This is a genomic window from Vibrio aquaticus (assembly GCF_003970385.1).
GTDB classification, from domain to species: domain Bacteria; phylum Pseudomonadota; class Gammaproteobacteria; order Enterobacterales; family Vibrionaceae; genus Vibrio; species Vibrio aquaticus.
Window position 1 is genome coordinate 730453 of record NZ_RXZH01000001.1, and the last position, 13110, is coordinate 743562.

Consider the following 13110-nt stretch of genomic DNA (forward strand, 5'->3'; position numbering starts at 1 on the left):
TGAATAATGAAAAAGTGGTTAGTAGCATTCTTCACCTCAGCAGCACTTCTAGCCTCGCCGGTTTTCGCAACAGAACGAGCAGAGATTGGTTGGGAATGGATTGAACAAGGCGCACTGATTGTCGATGTTAGAACACCGCAAGAATTTGCCGATGGCCATTTAGACAATGCTAAAAACTACCCACTGTCTGAGCTAGACAAGCATTTTGCTAACATCGATAAAGACGCTCAAATTGTTCTCTACTGTCGCAGCGGTAATCGTTCAGGAAAGGCCTTTCAATACCTGACTCAACAAGGGTTTACTAACTTGCACAATGCCGGTGGCTTAGTCGAAATTCAGCAATCTAAATAGAGCTAGCTTTCTCAGTTTAGATAGGAAATTTATATGATTATTCGTTTGATGACGGACCATGATTTAGCCCAAGCGGCCTTAGTCCATCAATCTGCATTTGTAAGACAAAAGCACTCAAAAGAATGGTTAGAGTGTAATTTCAACGCCTTCCCACGTTACTTAATTTACGTAGCTGAGATCGAAAGTGAGATTGTCGGTTACATTATTTGGATGCAAAAAAGTGGCTTTAGGCCAGAAGCCGTATTGGAATTAGAGCAGCTCGCAGTCATGCCTAACAAACAAGGGATGGGGATTGGTCGACGCCTGATTGTAGAGTCTTTACCTCTTGTAACAGAGCAACTTGCTGTTAAAGGTTCGACTTTAAAGCACATATTGGTAACCACAAGGGCAGACAATTACGCCCAAGAACTTTATAAGAGCACAATAGGGGCTGAAGTTGAAACCACCATATCCAATCTATACTCGGCGGATGAAGTATTGATGGTCGCTCGTAATGTTGTCATCCCGACCGATTCATCAGTTTAGAGTTAGCTTGAATAAGAACTGCTTGAAATAAGTCGATTGAGAGATGCCGAGGCGTTACTTGGCATCTCCTCTGAATAGCTTTGCCCGCTAAAGTGAATAATCGTCACCAACCATGCACACAATCCACACCAATCCGCCTTCAAAGCGAACCATACCTGTTTTGTCCACTTCGCTGTCATTTATCACACCGTCCAACTGCTCATTGATTCCCTTTGCTACCGCCTCAGGGACACTCCAAATACACGCTGACATTCTGCATGACGAAGAGGTTTCGCTGCATCCTTCAGGGGTGCTGCCTTTACTCCATTCCACCTCTTCTTTAGCAAGAAGTTGAGCGGCGATATAGTCAGGGTGCGAGACATACTGTTCGAAGCCAAACCAGTCATTATTGTAAGGTAAATACGGCCCTTGCCACCCCTCAATCCCTGGGTCTTCAATCAAATCATCGATGGCTAAATAGCCAAATGCCACATCGGTATCTGACGTGATAGGCAGTGGCTGACCTGTATCTTTCTGGTACTGAACTGCAGCATTCAGCATGGATTGCAGCTCTTCTACGACCTGCTGCTGCTCATTCGCTAACTCATCCTGGTCTGGAGATGAGCATCCCATTACGATTACTACAGAGGCCAAGACGGCCAGCAGTTGAATAAAACGTTTCATATCAGTCTCTCACTCATTGTCATGGGCGAGCACATTAACGGCTTTCTCATCGTTTTCAAAATGAATATCGACACATAATCCCACAAATGCGCACATAATTTGCGATCTTCATGACACTTTTCATCCCTAACCTATGTACTTAAAAGCGTTCCGAGATAGACTCTTTGCCATTCATCAACCCAAAGTGTTCACACTTTACAATCAATTCAAGGAGGAATTATGTCTTTGTGGTGTTCAATCAACCCACGCTTTTATGGCATGAAAGTCCGCTCAAGAGTTTCAGATTTCGCGCTGCGATAATCTCGACTTGAGCGAATAATTACCTTTCGACGAAACACGTCACCCGAGTACTTTCCCTCAAGCTCGAAGAATTATTGTCAGCTATGACAACGGCTTTTCACGCCCAAAATTCTTGAGAACATTATGAGTACTTTTTTAACTGCACAATCATTAACCCTTTCTCACACTGCAATACCTATCTTTAAAGACCTGACGTTTGCGATCCATCGTGGCGACAAAATCGGTCTTATCGGCCATAACGGCTGTGGTAAGAGCTCCCTACTCAAACTGCTTAGCGGTCAGTTTGAACCTAGCCAAGGCACCGTTGCCAAAGCCAGTTCTTGCTTAATGCGTTATGTTGAGCAGCATTTACCTGCGTCACTCAGTACCCATTCCGTTTTGGATGCTTTAGCCGATTCATTATCGGAAGACGAGATTTGGAGAGCAGAACTCTTATTGGATGAACTCGGTTTTTCGACTGCCGAGCAACAAATGCCAGTAGATAACTGCAGTGGCGGTCAGCAAATGCGGCTGTTACTTGCACGTGCGATCATCCACCAGCCAGATTTACTGCTTTTGGATGAACCAAGTAACCACTTGGACTTGCCATCGCTGCTTTGGCTTGAGCAATTCCTTTCGAACTGGAAAGGCTCGTTCGTTTTGGTGTCACACGATCAAACCTTGTTAGATAGAGTGACCAACACCACTTGGGTTATGCGTGATCGGTCGCTTCATCACTTCTCTCTCCCTTGCTCTCAAGCGAGACAAGCACTCGCAGAGAAAGATGAAACCGACCAACTGCGCCATGCCAGTGAGCAAAAAGAGATTGATCGTATCGAGAAAAGCGCCAAGCGTTTAGCAACTTGGGGCAAAGTCTACGACAACGAAGATCTTGCCCGCAAAGCCAAAACCATGTTCGCCAGAAAAGAACGCTTAGAGGAAGAACAGACCGAGCTGACCGAAGGCACACCATGGACTTTACAGCTTCACGGTGAATCTCTGCCTGCAAACCGCTTACTTGAAGTGATACCTTTCTCTGTGATGCCACCAAATAGTGATTATCACTTGTTTGATATGGCGGCAATGCGAGTAAAGAGTGGCGACAGAATTGCCGTATTGGGCAGCAATGGCTGTGGCAAATCAACCATACTAAACCTACTTTATCGTCAATATGATGCTGTTCAAGCAGGTGTCAGTACAGAGCTAGACAGTGTAACTTTCCATGATCGCTGTCGACTCGGTTATTACGATCAATCCTTACAGCAACTCGACGACAATCAGTCAATTACTGACGCGCTGCAGTCGTTTGCCAGCATCAGCAGTGAACAAGCCAAACGTTCATTGATTGGCGCAGGTTTCGAATATCCTAGGCACGATCAGAGGGTAGAAAGTCTAAGTGGCGGAGAGAGAGCAAGACTGCTGTTTGTTGGTCTCACTCTAGCTCGCTATCACATGCTGTTTATTGATGAGCCAACCAACCATTTGGATATGGAAGGCAAAGAAGAGCTGATTGAAACGCTACAAAACTTCGAAGGTGCTGCGCTATTGGTAAGCCATGACCGAAGTCTTATTGAACAAAGCTGTAACCGCTTTTGGTTTATCGAAAACGGCTCGCTAACGGAGTATTTAACTGCAGAAGAAGTTTATCAACGTTTGACTGACACTTCGCCCAAATCTGCCATATCTCATCATGCAAACGATGCTGTAGCAATAGAAGCCGTAGCGGGCTCCGATGACCAGTCTGAAGAGCAAATACTGGAAAGACTTTTGGAATTAGAAAGCTTGCTGGAAGCGGATTTAGGACGAAAACCTAAACATCAAAAGCCCGCTATGCAAAGAGAATGGCAGCAAGAGATAGAGGAAATCACTGCGCAGCTGTAACGATAAAGCCGGAGACTTCCTCCGGCTTTTTTAGCTCTACTTAGAACCGTTCAGTATCAAAAATCGAGATGGTAGTTTTTGTTGGACTGATTCAATGAAATAACCCAATTCTGCTCCGGTTCACTGGCGCTCATCGGCACCCACTGTGCATAGAGTTTGCTCCAGTTACCATTCACCTCTAACTCGACCTGATTAGTTTGAGTTGGATAAATGGTGGTTATCCGAGACGTAGGGTCAGCAATCTCAACGCCATCTTCGGTGGTAAACGCTGCTTTAGTATAGAGATGCAAAGCGCCGTCAGCTGTACCTTGGTAATTCATCGATAGCGTAATTTTATCGCCAATACAGAATGAAAAATCACTCTGCGCCACAATATCTTGAGTATCAATAAGCTCTGTCGATGCCGTTTGGGCTGGCGCTGGAGTGGCAGAAGAACCTGAGCCACCGCTACTATCGCCACCACCGCCGCCTCCACAAGCCAAAATAAACGTGGAGGCCGACATGATGGAAAGAAGTTTTTTTGAAATATTCATGTTTGGCTCCTTACTATTGTGTTGCTGAAATGACTTTGCCATTCGCTGGCGTGTTATACCAATTGGTGTCTGTTTCACCACTGCTCGTCACCCAAGTTGCAAAGCTTGTATAAGCGTGGCTGATATCGGTGTTCTCGGTTGGGTGCTCCCACTCATCTCGAATATTGATAGCCCATGGCATATTGTTGTTGGTCAGGAAATACTTAGCTCCACCTGTCGCATCATCATGAAGATTGAACAGGGCATTGTTCATATCCCCTGTACCTGAGAATGCCTTGAAGTGAGTTTGCCAACTCATGCCCGGGAAAGTCAGAACAAAACTGCCGTGATAAGTCCCTTTCGCCGCAAAGATAAACGAGTCATAAGGCGGATAACCCACTTGGTCTCGGGCGACGGGCGTTGTCAGTTCCACCACCAGTTGGTAACTAAGAATGTCTGACGCTTGCTCATCTAGGCAGTTGCTTTGAGTACGATAGAAAGTGCAGCTTGCTGATAACACTCCGAGAGCATCCAACTCGGCACGTAAATTTTCCGACACCACTAACACAGTTTCGCTACCAGATTGTAATGCCGTGTGTTCAACGGCCTGACCATTTTTGGTCACTGTAACAGAAGCGACGTTGGATGAATCCACATTCGGTAGTTTCACAGCAAAGCCATTTGAGTAACCCGCTCCCATGGCTTGCAGTGTGTAATCGACCGTAATGGTTTTGAGTTCACGCTGACCATTTAAAAGCTCCGTCACTCGGTAGCGCCACACAACATCATTGAAGTCATAATCCCCCACCAACGGCCAACGATCTTCGAACGCCATTGTGGCATAGGTATCGGAACTTGGGTAAACCGAAGTAACCGTGACTTCTGGGTCGTTTTCTTGCACCAATACTTCATATTTCGAGTCAGTAGTACCGTCAGTATTGACACCATCTACGGCCGAAAAAGGCGAAATGTCCACGGTGAAGATCAAGTCGTTAAAATCGTTGTCACCGCTAGGGCGTTTAATATCTTCAAAGCCGAGTACTAAGAACTCATTCTGGATGTCCAAAAAAGCGACATTATGCCTGCGATAAGTCGCAGTGGTTTCCGGGTTCAAACTAGAAAGACTATAGAAAGGTGTGTTCCAAGGACCAAGGTAGGCGATGTTGTTGTATGTACTGGCACTCCAACCATTTGGAATAACGAAAAATGCCAGCGTTTGCCCTGCCGTCAGCTGAACGTCCAGGTCGATGGTGTCACCCTCTTGCATATCACCATCGGGAGCCTTCGACGCATTTGGGAAGATAACCATGTGAGTGTCGATGTCATCTTTGCTGGCAGGAGGACTATTGGTGTCATAAACGAAATACCCAAGGGTGTTGCGATACCCTGCACCTTCGTTGAGAAAGGTCACCGAGGCAGTCGCATAATCAGCGCCACCAAGTTCATCATCAATATCGATATTGGAGTAGCGATCTTCGGCAATAAATGCGGTATTCACATACGTGCCTTCTGGAAGCATTGAATAGACATTGGTGAGAGTGTCTTGGGGTAACTGGTCTGCAATCGAGGTTGTCTCTAACGGCTGACCCTTGTAGGTGTAGTTGGAGTTGGCACTGCCTGATTCAAACGATAGATCACTAGTCGTAAGTGCGTAGCCCGTTATCGATACGCAACAACTGGTTAGCGCTATAAGTTTCGCTGCCTTCATGTTATTCCCCTCGTCAACTGAATCCTTGGTTGTAAGGGGTAACGCAAATATGATGCCTAATTAGTACCCATCAAAAACAGTCACTTACAATCACATTTATGTCATTATCATTTTGAGAATGAAGCTGATAGGCAAAGTGATTAGAAATAAAAGAAAAGGAAATAAGCCTACTTAGCACAAGTATCACTCAGGTGGATAACAATCATCTCTTGTATCTTATTAAACTGCCTATTTATTAAACTGTGTGCACATGTTACTTTACCGTCCACAATTCCATTAGAGAGGTAAATATGGCTAGGCGCATCATCGACTTATCTATTTTTCTGGAGAACGACGTCATCTCCGATCCCATTGGCTATCAGCCAAAAATCAACTATTTCAACCACCATGAAACGTTTTCTCAAATCGAACCGTTCTTTCCTGGCTTGAAAAAGCAAGACCTACCGGATGGTGAAGCCTGGGCAATGGAGAAAGTGGAACTCAATACCCACAACGGAACCCACCTTGACGCTCCTTATCACTTTCATTCCACAATGAACCGAGGAGAACGAGCAATCACGATCGATGAAGTGCCGTTAGAGTGGTGCTTTCAACGAGGCGTAAAACTAGACTTCCGCCACTGTCCCGACGGATACGTCGTCACTAAACAAGATGTCATCAACGAGCTTAAGCGTATTAATCACACCCTAGAACCACTGGATATTGTGTTAGTGAATACACGAGCAGGTGAACGCTATGGCCATGACGATTACGTATCGAGTGGCTGTGGCATGGGATTAGACGCCACACTGTTTCTATTGAGCCATGGGGTGAAATTAACAGGTACAGACGCATGGAGCTGGGACGCCCCGTTTAGTCATACGGCTCAGAAATACCAAGAAATTCAGGATGCTTCGATCATTTGGGAAGGCCATAAAGCCGGTCGAGAGATGGAATATTGCCACCTAGAAAAACTGCACAACCTTGAATCACTGCCAGATAGCGGTTTTATGGTTTCTTGCTTCCCAGTCAAAATCCGAGGGGCCTCAGCAGGTTGGACACGAGCTGTGGCAATTATAGAAGATTAACCTTCAACTATTCAGAATTTTAATACCTAAGAGTAACTTGTCAGTATGAAAAAAGTCATTCAGTTATTTGCAATAACCGCCGCCTCGTTCAGTTCAATAGGCATCGTATTCGCAGACAGCATTAACGCCACCATCGTTGCGGGACATCCCCCTGTCTTTCGTTGGGTAAAACACCTAGAAAATACATTCATACCTGCAGCAAACAATGAGCTTGATGGAACACAGTACACGTTCACTTGGTCCCAACATTATGGCGGCTCATTAGCCAAAGTTGGCAGCGTATTAGAAGCAACAGAGGAAGGGTTAGCCGAAGTCGGTTATGTCTCTACACTGTTTGAGTCTTCGAAACTACCGCTACAAAACGTCACTTATTTCACTCCTTTTGTTTCTAACGACGTCACTGAAATTTCTAGCCTTATCGATAGCCTGAATCACTCAAACAAAGATATGATCAATGAGTGGCACAGTAACGGGGTAGAGTATTTAGGTGGAGCAACGGGGATCGACGAATACCTGCTGATGACCCGCTTTCCTTTAGCCTCAATGGATGACCTAGCAAGCAAAAAAATTGCCGCTCCAGGCCCAGCAGTTAACTGGCTAGAAGGAACAGGTGCGATCGCTGTTTCAGGGGATTTAACTCGGTACTACAACGAATTAAAAGCCGGGGTATATGATGGTGTGATTGTCTTTGCTACCGCTGCGGTTCCAAGCAAACTGTACGAAGTCGCCCCATATATATCTAAGGTAGGATTTGGGGCTCAATATGCAGGAAGCATCGTCGCCAACAAAGACTGGTTTGACTCCCAACCGAAAGAAGTTCAATTAGCACTAAAGAGTGCAGCTAACGCTCAACGAATCGCTTATCACCAAGATCTTACGCAAGCGATTGAAAGTTCAATGAACCTAATGGTTGAAAATGGTGCAGTTGTATCCACCATAAACTCGCAATTTCAACAAAGCTGGGTCAACGGGATGGATAACGTCGCACTAAAATGGGCAGCTCACCTTGATCAGCAAGGAAAAGCCGGTACCCAAGTTTTGAAAACCTATTTAGATACCATGCGAGAAAACGGCGTGCAGCCTGCACGAAACTGGGATCAAGAATAGCTGTGCAGCCTTTAGAGAAAGTATCCCTTATCGTCAACAGAACCACACAAACATTGAACCTAACTGGTTCAATCTTAATTATCTTTATGGCCGTTGTGATCAACACTGATGTCATGGGACGAAACCTATTTGGCACACCACTATCAGGTGTGCCAGAAATGGTCAGTATGTCAATTGTTGCCATTGTATTCCTTCAAGTGGCATACGCCGTTCAACAGGGAAAGTTGACTCGTTCCGATGCACTATTGAACAAACTAGGCTCTCATTATCCTCAAGCAAGCTTAGCTATCAACATCCTATTCAACCTTGTGGCCTGTTTTATGGCTGGCTGTTTACTTTCAGCCAGCTACCCATTTTTTATCAAAGCTTGGGATAGAAACAGCTTTATCGGATCAATTGGCGACTTTACCGCTCCAGTTTGGCCGATAAAACTCATCATCTTAATCGGATGTTTCATGTTGCTCTTACAATTTATGTTGAGTGCCCTGCTTAATGCCCACGAACTGAGATTAAGCATAAGAGGGGAAAGAACATGAGTCCGTTAGAAATTGGCGTTGCTACTCTTTTAGCAATGGTCGTTTTAGTCTACAGCGGTTTTTACGTATCCATAGCACTGATGCTTTGTTCATACATTGGCGTTTGGGCAATTAAAGGCACCCCGACGTTAGCAGGGAAGTTACTGGCAATCTCTGCCTATGACTCGATCTCCACGTATCATTTTGGCGTAATACCTTTGTTTGTCTTGATGGGGTTACTCATCGCGGCCTCAGGAATCGGAAGAGACGCTTTCGATGTCGCTAACTTGCTCTTTAAGCGTGTAAAAGGTGGATTAGGCGTCGGGGCAATTGGCGCAAACACTCTATTTGCTGCCATTACCGGAATTTCCATTGCTTCCGCTTCCATATTTACAAAGATCGCGGTCCCCGAGTTAACTAAGCACGGTTACAGCAAATCCTTTGCAACAGGCATCGTCGCTGGTTCTTCCGTTTTGGGCATGCTTATCCCACCTAGCCTTTTACTCATTCTCTATGGATTCCTAGCCGACCAATCCGTGGGTGATTTATTTTTAGCGGGAGTAGTACCAGGTTTGCTTCTAGCCATATTGTTTTGCTTTGGGGTAGTGGTTATCACCGTGATGTTCCCTAGGTTTGCAGGGCAACCGATATCAATTGAGACTCAAAGTGACATAGGGTTACGCGTGTTGCTAGCCAAGATTGTTCCAATATTGGGCTTAATTGTAGTGGTTTTAGGAGGGTTATATCTCGGTTTGTTTACGCCAATAGAAGCAGGAGCTATTGGCTGTTTAGGTGCTTTTATTGTGGGCTTGATAAAAAAAGCGCTAAGTTGGAAAGTTTGCTTATCAGTCCTCAATGAGACCGGTTTAATCACCGCCAGTATTGGTTTCCTAATCATTGCAGCGCAAATGTATTCAAGGATGCTGTCTATGTCGGGATTACCCGCAGAGTTCGGCGAATGGATAGGTCAAGCTGACATCGGGTTTTGGGGCGTCATTTTAGCCTATGTGGCTGCAGTCATTTTAATGGGGACTCTGCTTGATTCGTCGTCCATTATGTTGGTCCTACTTCCACTTATCTTACCGATAGTGATTGAGCTTGACGTGAACCTCATTTGGTTTGGAATCGTCACTGTGCTCGCAGTAGAAATTGGACTTCTCACGCCACCTTTTGGCTTGTCAGTTTACGTAATCAAATCGACACTCAATGATAGCTCAGTTAGCACCTCTGACATATTCGCGGGCGCAGCCCCTTTTGCTTTGATCATGCTTATCACTTTAGGCATCATCATAGCGTTTCCGAATTTAACCACTATGCTGCTTTAGGGTGACGATAAAGTGAACGTGCTGATGCTATGTCTATCAGCACGTTAAAATATGTCACTCCCCCTTAATCACGGAGAACCTGACTTAATGCTCTTTTACGCCGCTTGCTGCGTGTTATAGTTACCCAGTAGCGCATCATAAAACTCGCTGTCGTTGAGAACGCCAACTAACTCACCATTCTCAACCAGCAAGATAGGTTGACCGCTGCGCTTTTTCAGCTCGATGGCTTCACGCATTCCGATATCAGGGCTAGTGACCACAATCGACCCTTGATTGACCTGCTCGATGTCGCCGCTTTCGCTATCCCATTCGATCAAGGTTAAATCATCGCCCTTCACAAGTGACAACTCATTACTCGATTGGTCAACCCAAACTGGCTGAGCGGAGCACACTTGCAGTCGATTTTGCTCTTGTTTTAGCTCATCAACTGGCTGCATTAGTGAGCGCCCTTTGAGCACGTTTAACGGGTTAGTATGAGCAACAAAGTCACGCACATAATCGTTCTCAGGAGTTAAGATGATCTCCTCTGGCTTGCCATGTTGAATCAGTCGTCCAGATTCCATAATGGCAATGTTGTTGCCGATTTTTAGAGCTTCATCTAAATCATGGCTAACGAACAAAATAGTCTTGTTAAGCTTTTCTTGTAGCATGATGAGCTCATCTTGAAGCTGCGCTCGAATTAAAGGGTCAAGCGCAGAGAACGGCTCATCCATTAACAAAATATCCGTATCCATAGCAAAGGCTCTAGCCAAACCAACACGCTGCTGCATACCGCCAGAAAGCTCGTGAGGGAACTTATCTTCCCATTCAGAAAGGCCGACCATATCAAGCTGTTCACGAGCTTTTTTACGACGCTCAGATTTGCCGACACCTTGGAGTTCTAGGCCAAATGCCACGTTATCCAATACCGTCAACCAAGGCATTAAAGCGAACTTCTGAAACACCATAGACACACGATGAGTACGTAGGCGGCGCAACGTTTCATCGTCACAATCAGCGAGATCGACGTGAACATCCCCATCTTTCAGTTCCAATGAACCACGAGAGATGTCATTAAGACCATTTACCGCCCTAAGTAAGCTCGATTTACCGGAACCCGATAGCCCCATCAGTACACAAATCTCGCCCTCTTTGACAGTAAGAGAAACATCGTCAACCCCAACGACTTGCCCGGTTTCATCAATGATTTCTTGGCGAGTTTTACCGCTATCTAACAGGTCTAGTGCCAACTTAGGTTTATCACCAAACACCACATCAAGGTTTTTAATCGTAATCGCATCCATCGTTAAGCTTCCTTTTGATTTGGTGATTTACACAGACGATCGAGGATGATCGCTACAAGAACAATCGCTAGACCCGCTTCAAAACCTTGTGAGATATTCACCGTATTCAAAGCGCGAACAACCGGTTTCCCTAAGCCATCTGCACCGACAAGAGCCGCAATCACCACCATCGACAGTGACAGCATAATGCACTGAGTGACTCCGGCCATAATGCTCGGCATTGCTGCTGGTAGCTCGACTTTAAACAACAACTTCATACGCGTTGCACCAAAGGCTTTACCTGCTTCAACTAACTCTTCTGGCACTTTAGTAATGCCAAGATAGGTCAGTCGAATTGGCGCCGCGATAGCAAAAATAATGGTCGAGATTAACCCTGGCACAATGCCCAGACCAAATAGAACTAAGGTTGGGATCAAGTAGACAAACGTCGGCACGGTTTGCATCAAATCCAGAATCGGCCTCATGATGGTGTATAACCAAGGGCGATGCGCCGCCATGATGCCCAGAGGTACGCCAATTAATACAGAAATCGTTGTCGCTGCGAAAACCAGAACAAAGGTTTCTAGCATTTCTTGCCAGTAGCCAAGATTTAAAATGGTGAGCAGTGCACCAATAACAAATAAAACAAGCGGGATGCTACGGTGTAAGTACCATGCAATGGCCGCCGTCATCACGATCGGCATGGCAGGGGGCATCCACTTAAAAATATCGACAACAAAAAGTATGATTGTCTCTAGAAAGATGGCAATCGCATCAAATAGGCCCGCAGCGTTAAACGTTAACCAATCAACGCCTGCTTCCATCCATTGACCCAGTGGGATTTTGTTGTCAGTAATAAAATTCACAATACAGCCTTTGTGGTAATGATTATTTTAGCGTGTGAGAAAGGGTAGGCCTCATGCCCACCCTAGATATTGCGCGTTAAGCTTTAGAGTTGATGTAGTTGCTTACAGCGCCTTGAGCCTCTTCGCCTTTCAGAGTTTTCACTCCGTCTAGCCACGCTTCAACTTGCTGTGGATTCGCTTTTAGCCATTGCTGAGCCGCTTTCGCAGGTTTCACGTTCTGGTTAAGAATCGCTTCCATCAGCTCGTTTTCCATCTCTAGACTAAACTCTAGGTTTTTAAGCAAGTTGCCTACGTTTTGACACTCATTTAGATAGTCTTTACGTACGTTGGTGTAAACATTTGCACCGCCGTAGTTCGGGCCAAAAAAGTCATCACCGCCGTCTAGGTAAGCCATCTCAATATTGCTGTTCATCGGGTGCGGTGCCCAGCCTAGGTAGACAATCCATTGATTGCGACGTACAGCACGTGATACCTGAGACACCATGCCCGCTTCGCTTGATTCTACAAGGCTGAACTCTTTCAAGCCGAAAGCATCACTGTCAATCATAGATTGGATCAGACGGTTACCATCATTGCCCGGTTCAATACCATAGATACGGTCTTTGAATTTATTTGCGTTCTTCGCTAGGTCAGCAAAGCTCTTAACACCTGCATCGTAAACATACTTAGGTACAGCTAACGTGTATTTCGCACCCTCTAAGTTGGCACGAACCGTTTCAACGGTGCCAGCTTCACGGTATTTAGCGATATCTCCCTCCATGGTTGGCATCCAGTTGCCAAGGAAGATATCGATATCACCGTTCGCCATTGATGAGTACGTGACAGGAACAGAAAGCAGATCTGTTTTGGTGCTGTAGCCTAACCCTTTAAGTAACTCAGAGGTCACAGCTGTGGTTGCCGTAATGTCTGTCCAACCAACATCAGCAAAACGTACCGTTTCACATTGGTTGGCATAAGCGTTCATCGCTAAACTACTAAGAGCGATGGTCGAGAGTGTTTTTGTCATCATAGACATGGTGTTTTCCTTGTAATGGTTACTGACTTAAGGG

13 protein-coding genes are annotated in these 13110 nt (G+C 45.5%); 7 read left to right on the forward strand and 6 right to left on the reverse strand.

Annotated features, from left to right (window positions below; all coding sequences use genetic code 11):
* The first annotated feature begins 6 nt into the window (after positions 1 to 6).
* Complete coding sequence (locus EJ063_RS03085; protein WP_126572535.1) at positions 7 to 351, forward strand: rhodanese-like domain-containing protein; 345 nt, start codon at positions 7 to 9, stop codon at positions 349 to 351.
* 48 nt (positions 352 to 399) lie between these two features.
* Complete coding sequence (locus tag EJ063_RS03090) at positions 400 to 876, forward strand: GNAT family N-acetyltransferase (RefSeq protein ID WP_208640350.1); 477 nt, start codon at positions 400 to 402, stop codon at positions 874 to 876.
* Positions 877 to 963: 87 nt separating this feature from the next.
* On the opposite strand, the gene EJ063_RS03095 is transcribed toward EJ063_RS03090, so the two are convergent.
* Complete coding sequence (locus tag EJ063_RS03095; protein ID WP_126572537.1) at positions 964 to 1539, reverse strand: type II secretion system protein; 576 nt, start codon at positions 1537 to 1539, stop codon at positions 964 to 966.
* 423 nt (positions 1540 to 1962) lie between these two features.
* Here EJ063_RS03095 and EJ063_RS03100 point away from each other — a divergent pair, with 423 nt between their 5' ends.
* A complete protein-coding gene (locus EJ063_RS03100) occupies positions 1963 to 3699 on the forward strand; it encodes an ABC-F family ATP-binding cassette domain-containing protein (protein ID WP_126572538.1) in 1737 nt (578 codons plus the stop codon).
* A 56-nt stretch (positions 3700 to 3755) separates the two neighbouring features.
* On the opposite strand, the gene EJ063_RS03105 is transcribed toward EJ063_RS03100, so the two are convergent.
* Positions 3756 to 4232, reverse strand: coding sequence for a hypothetical protein (locus tag EJ063_RS03105; RefSeq protein WP_126572539.1), 477 nt, complete (start codon positions 4230 to 4232; stop codon positions 3756 to 3758).
* Between the two features lie 13 nt (positions 4233 to 4245).
* Complete coding sequence (locus tag EJ063_RS03110; protein WP_126572540.1) at positions 4246 to 5919, reverse strand: LruC domain-containing protein; 1674 nt, start codon at positions 5917 to 5919, stop codon at positions 4246 to 4248.
* A gap of 290 nt (positions 5920 to 6209) precedes the next feature.
* Between EJ063_RS03110 and EJ063_RS03115 the strand changes: the two genes are divergently transcribed.
* The 4 genes from EJ063_RS03115 to EJ063_RS03130 are packed head-to-tail and all read left to right on the forward strand — an operon-like array spanning position 6210 to position 9933.
* Positions 6210 to 6986: a cyclase family protein gene (locus EJ063_RS03115; RefSeq protein WP_126572541.1), complete on the forward strand. Its 777-nt coding sequence runs from the start codon at positions 6210 to 6212 to the stop codon at positions 6984 to 6986.
* A gap of 45 nt (positions 6987 to 7031) precedes the next feature.
* The gene (locus EJ063_RS03120) at positions 7032 to 8093 is read left to right on the forward strand and encodes a C4-dicarboxylate TRAP transporter substrate-binding protein (RefSeq protein WP_126572542.1); all 1062 of its coding nucleotides are present in this window, start codon (positions 7032 to 7034) and stop codon (positions 8091 to 8093) included.
* A 2-nt stretch (positions 8094 to 8095) separates the two neighbouring features.
* A complete protein-coding gene (locus tag EJ063_RS03125; protein ID WP_126572543.1) occupies positions 8096 to 8629 on the forward strand; it encodes a TRAP transporter small permease subunit in 534 nt (177 codons plus the stop codon).
* Positions 8626 to 9933 carry a TRAP transporter large permease gene (locus tag EJ063_RS03130; protein WP_126572544.1) on the forward strand — a complete coding sequence of 436 codons (1308 nt, stop codon included), beginning with the start codon at positions 8626 to 8628 and terminating at the stop codon, positions 9931 to 9933. The genes EJ063_RS03125 and EJ063_RS03130 overlap by 4 nt, the downstream gene beginning before the upstream one ends.
* Before the next feature lie 95 nt (positions 9934 to 10028).
* On the opposite strand, the gene choV is transcribed toward EJ063_RS03130, so the two are convergent.
* From choV to EJ063_RS03145, 3 genes are all read right to left on the reverse strand, one after another.
* On the reverse strand, positions 10029 to 11216 hold the full coding sequence (gene choV / locus EJ063_RS03135; protein WP_126572545.1) for a choline ABC transporter ATP-binding protein: 1188 nt from the start codon (positions 11214 to 11216) through the stop codon (positions 10029 to 10031).
* A 2-nt stretch (positions 11217 to 11218) separates the two neighbouring features.
* On the reverse strand, positions 11219 to 12061 hold the full coding sequence (gene choW / locus EJ063_RS03140; RefSeq protein WP_126572546.1) for a choline ABC transporter permease subunit: 843 nt from the start codon (positions 12059 to 12061) through the stop codon (positions 11219 to 11221).
* Between the two features lie 76 nt (positions 12062 to 12137).
* The gene (locus EJ063_RS03145) at positions 12138 to 13076 is read right to left on the reverse strand and encodes a choline ABC transporter substrate-binding protein (RefSeq protein WP_126572547.1); all 939 of its coding nucleotides are present in this window, start codon (positions 13074 to 13076) and stop codon (positions 12138 to 12140) included.
* Positions 13077 to 13110: the final 34 nt, after the last annotated feature.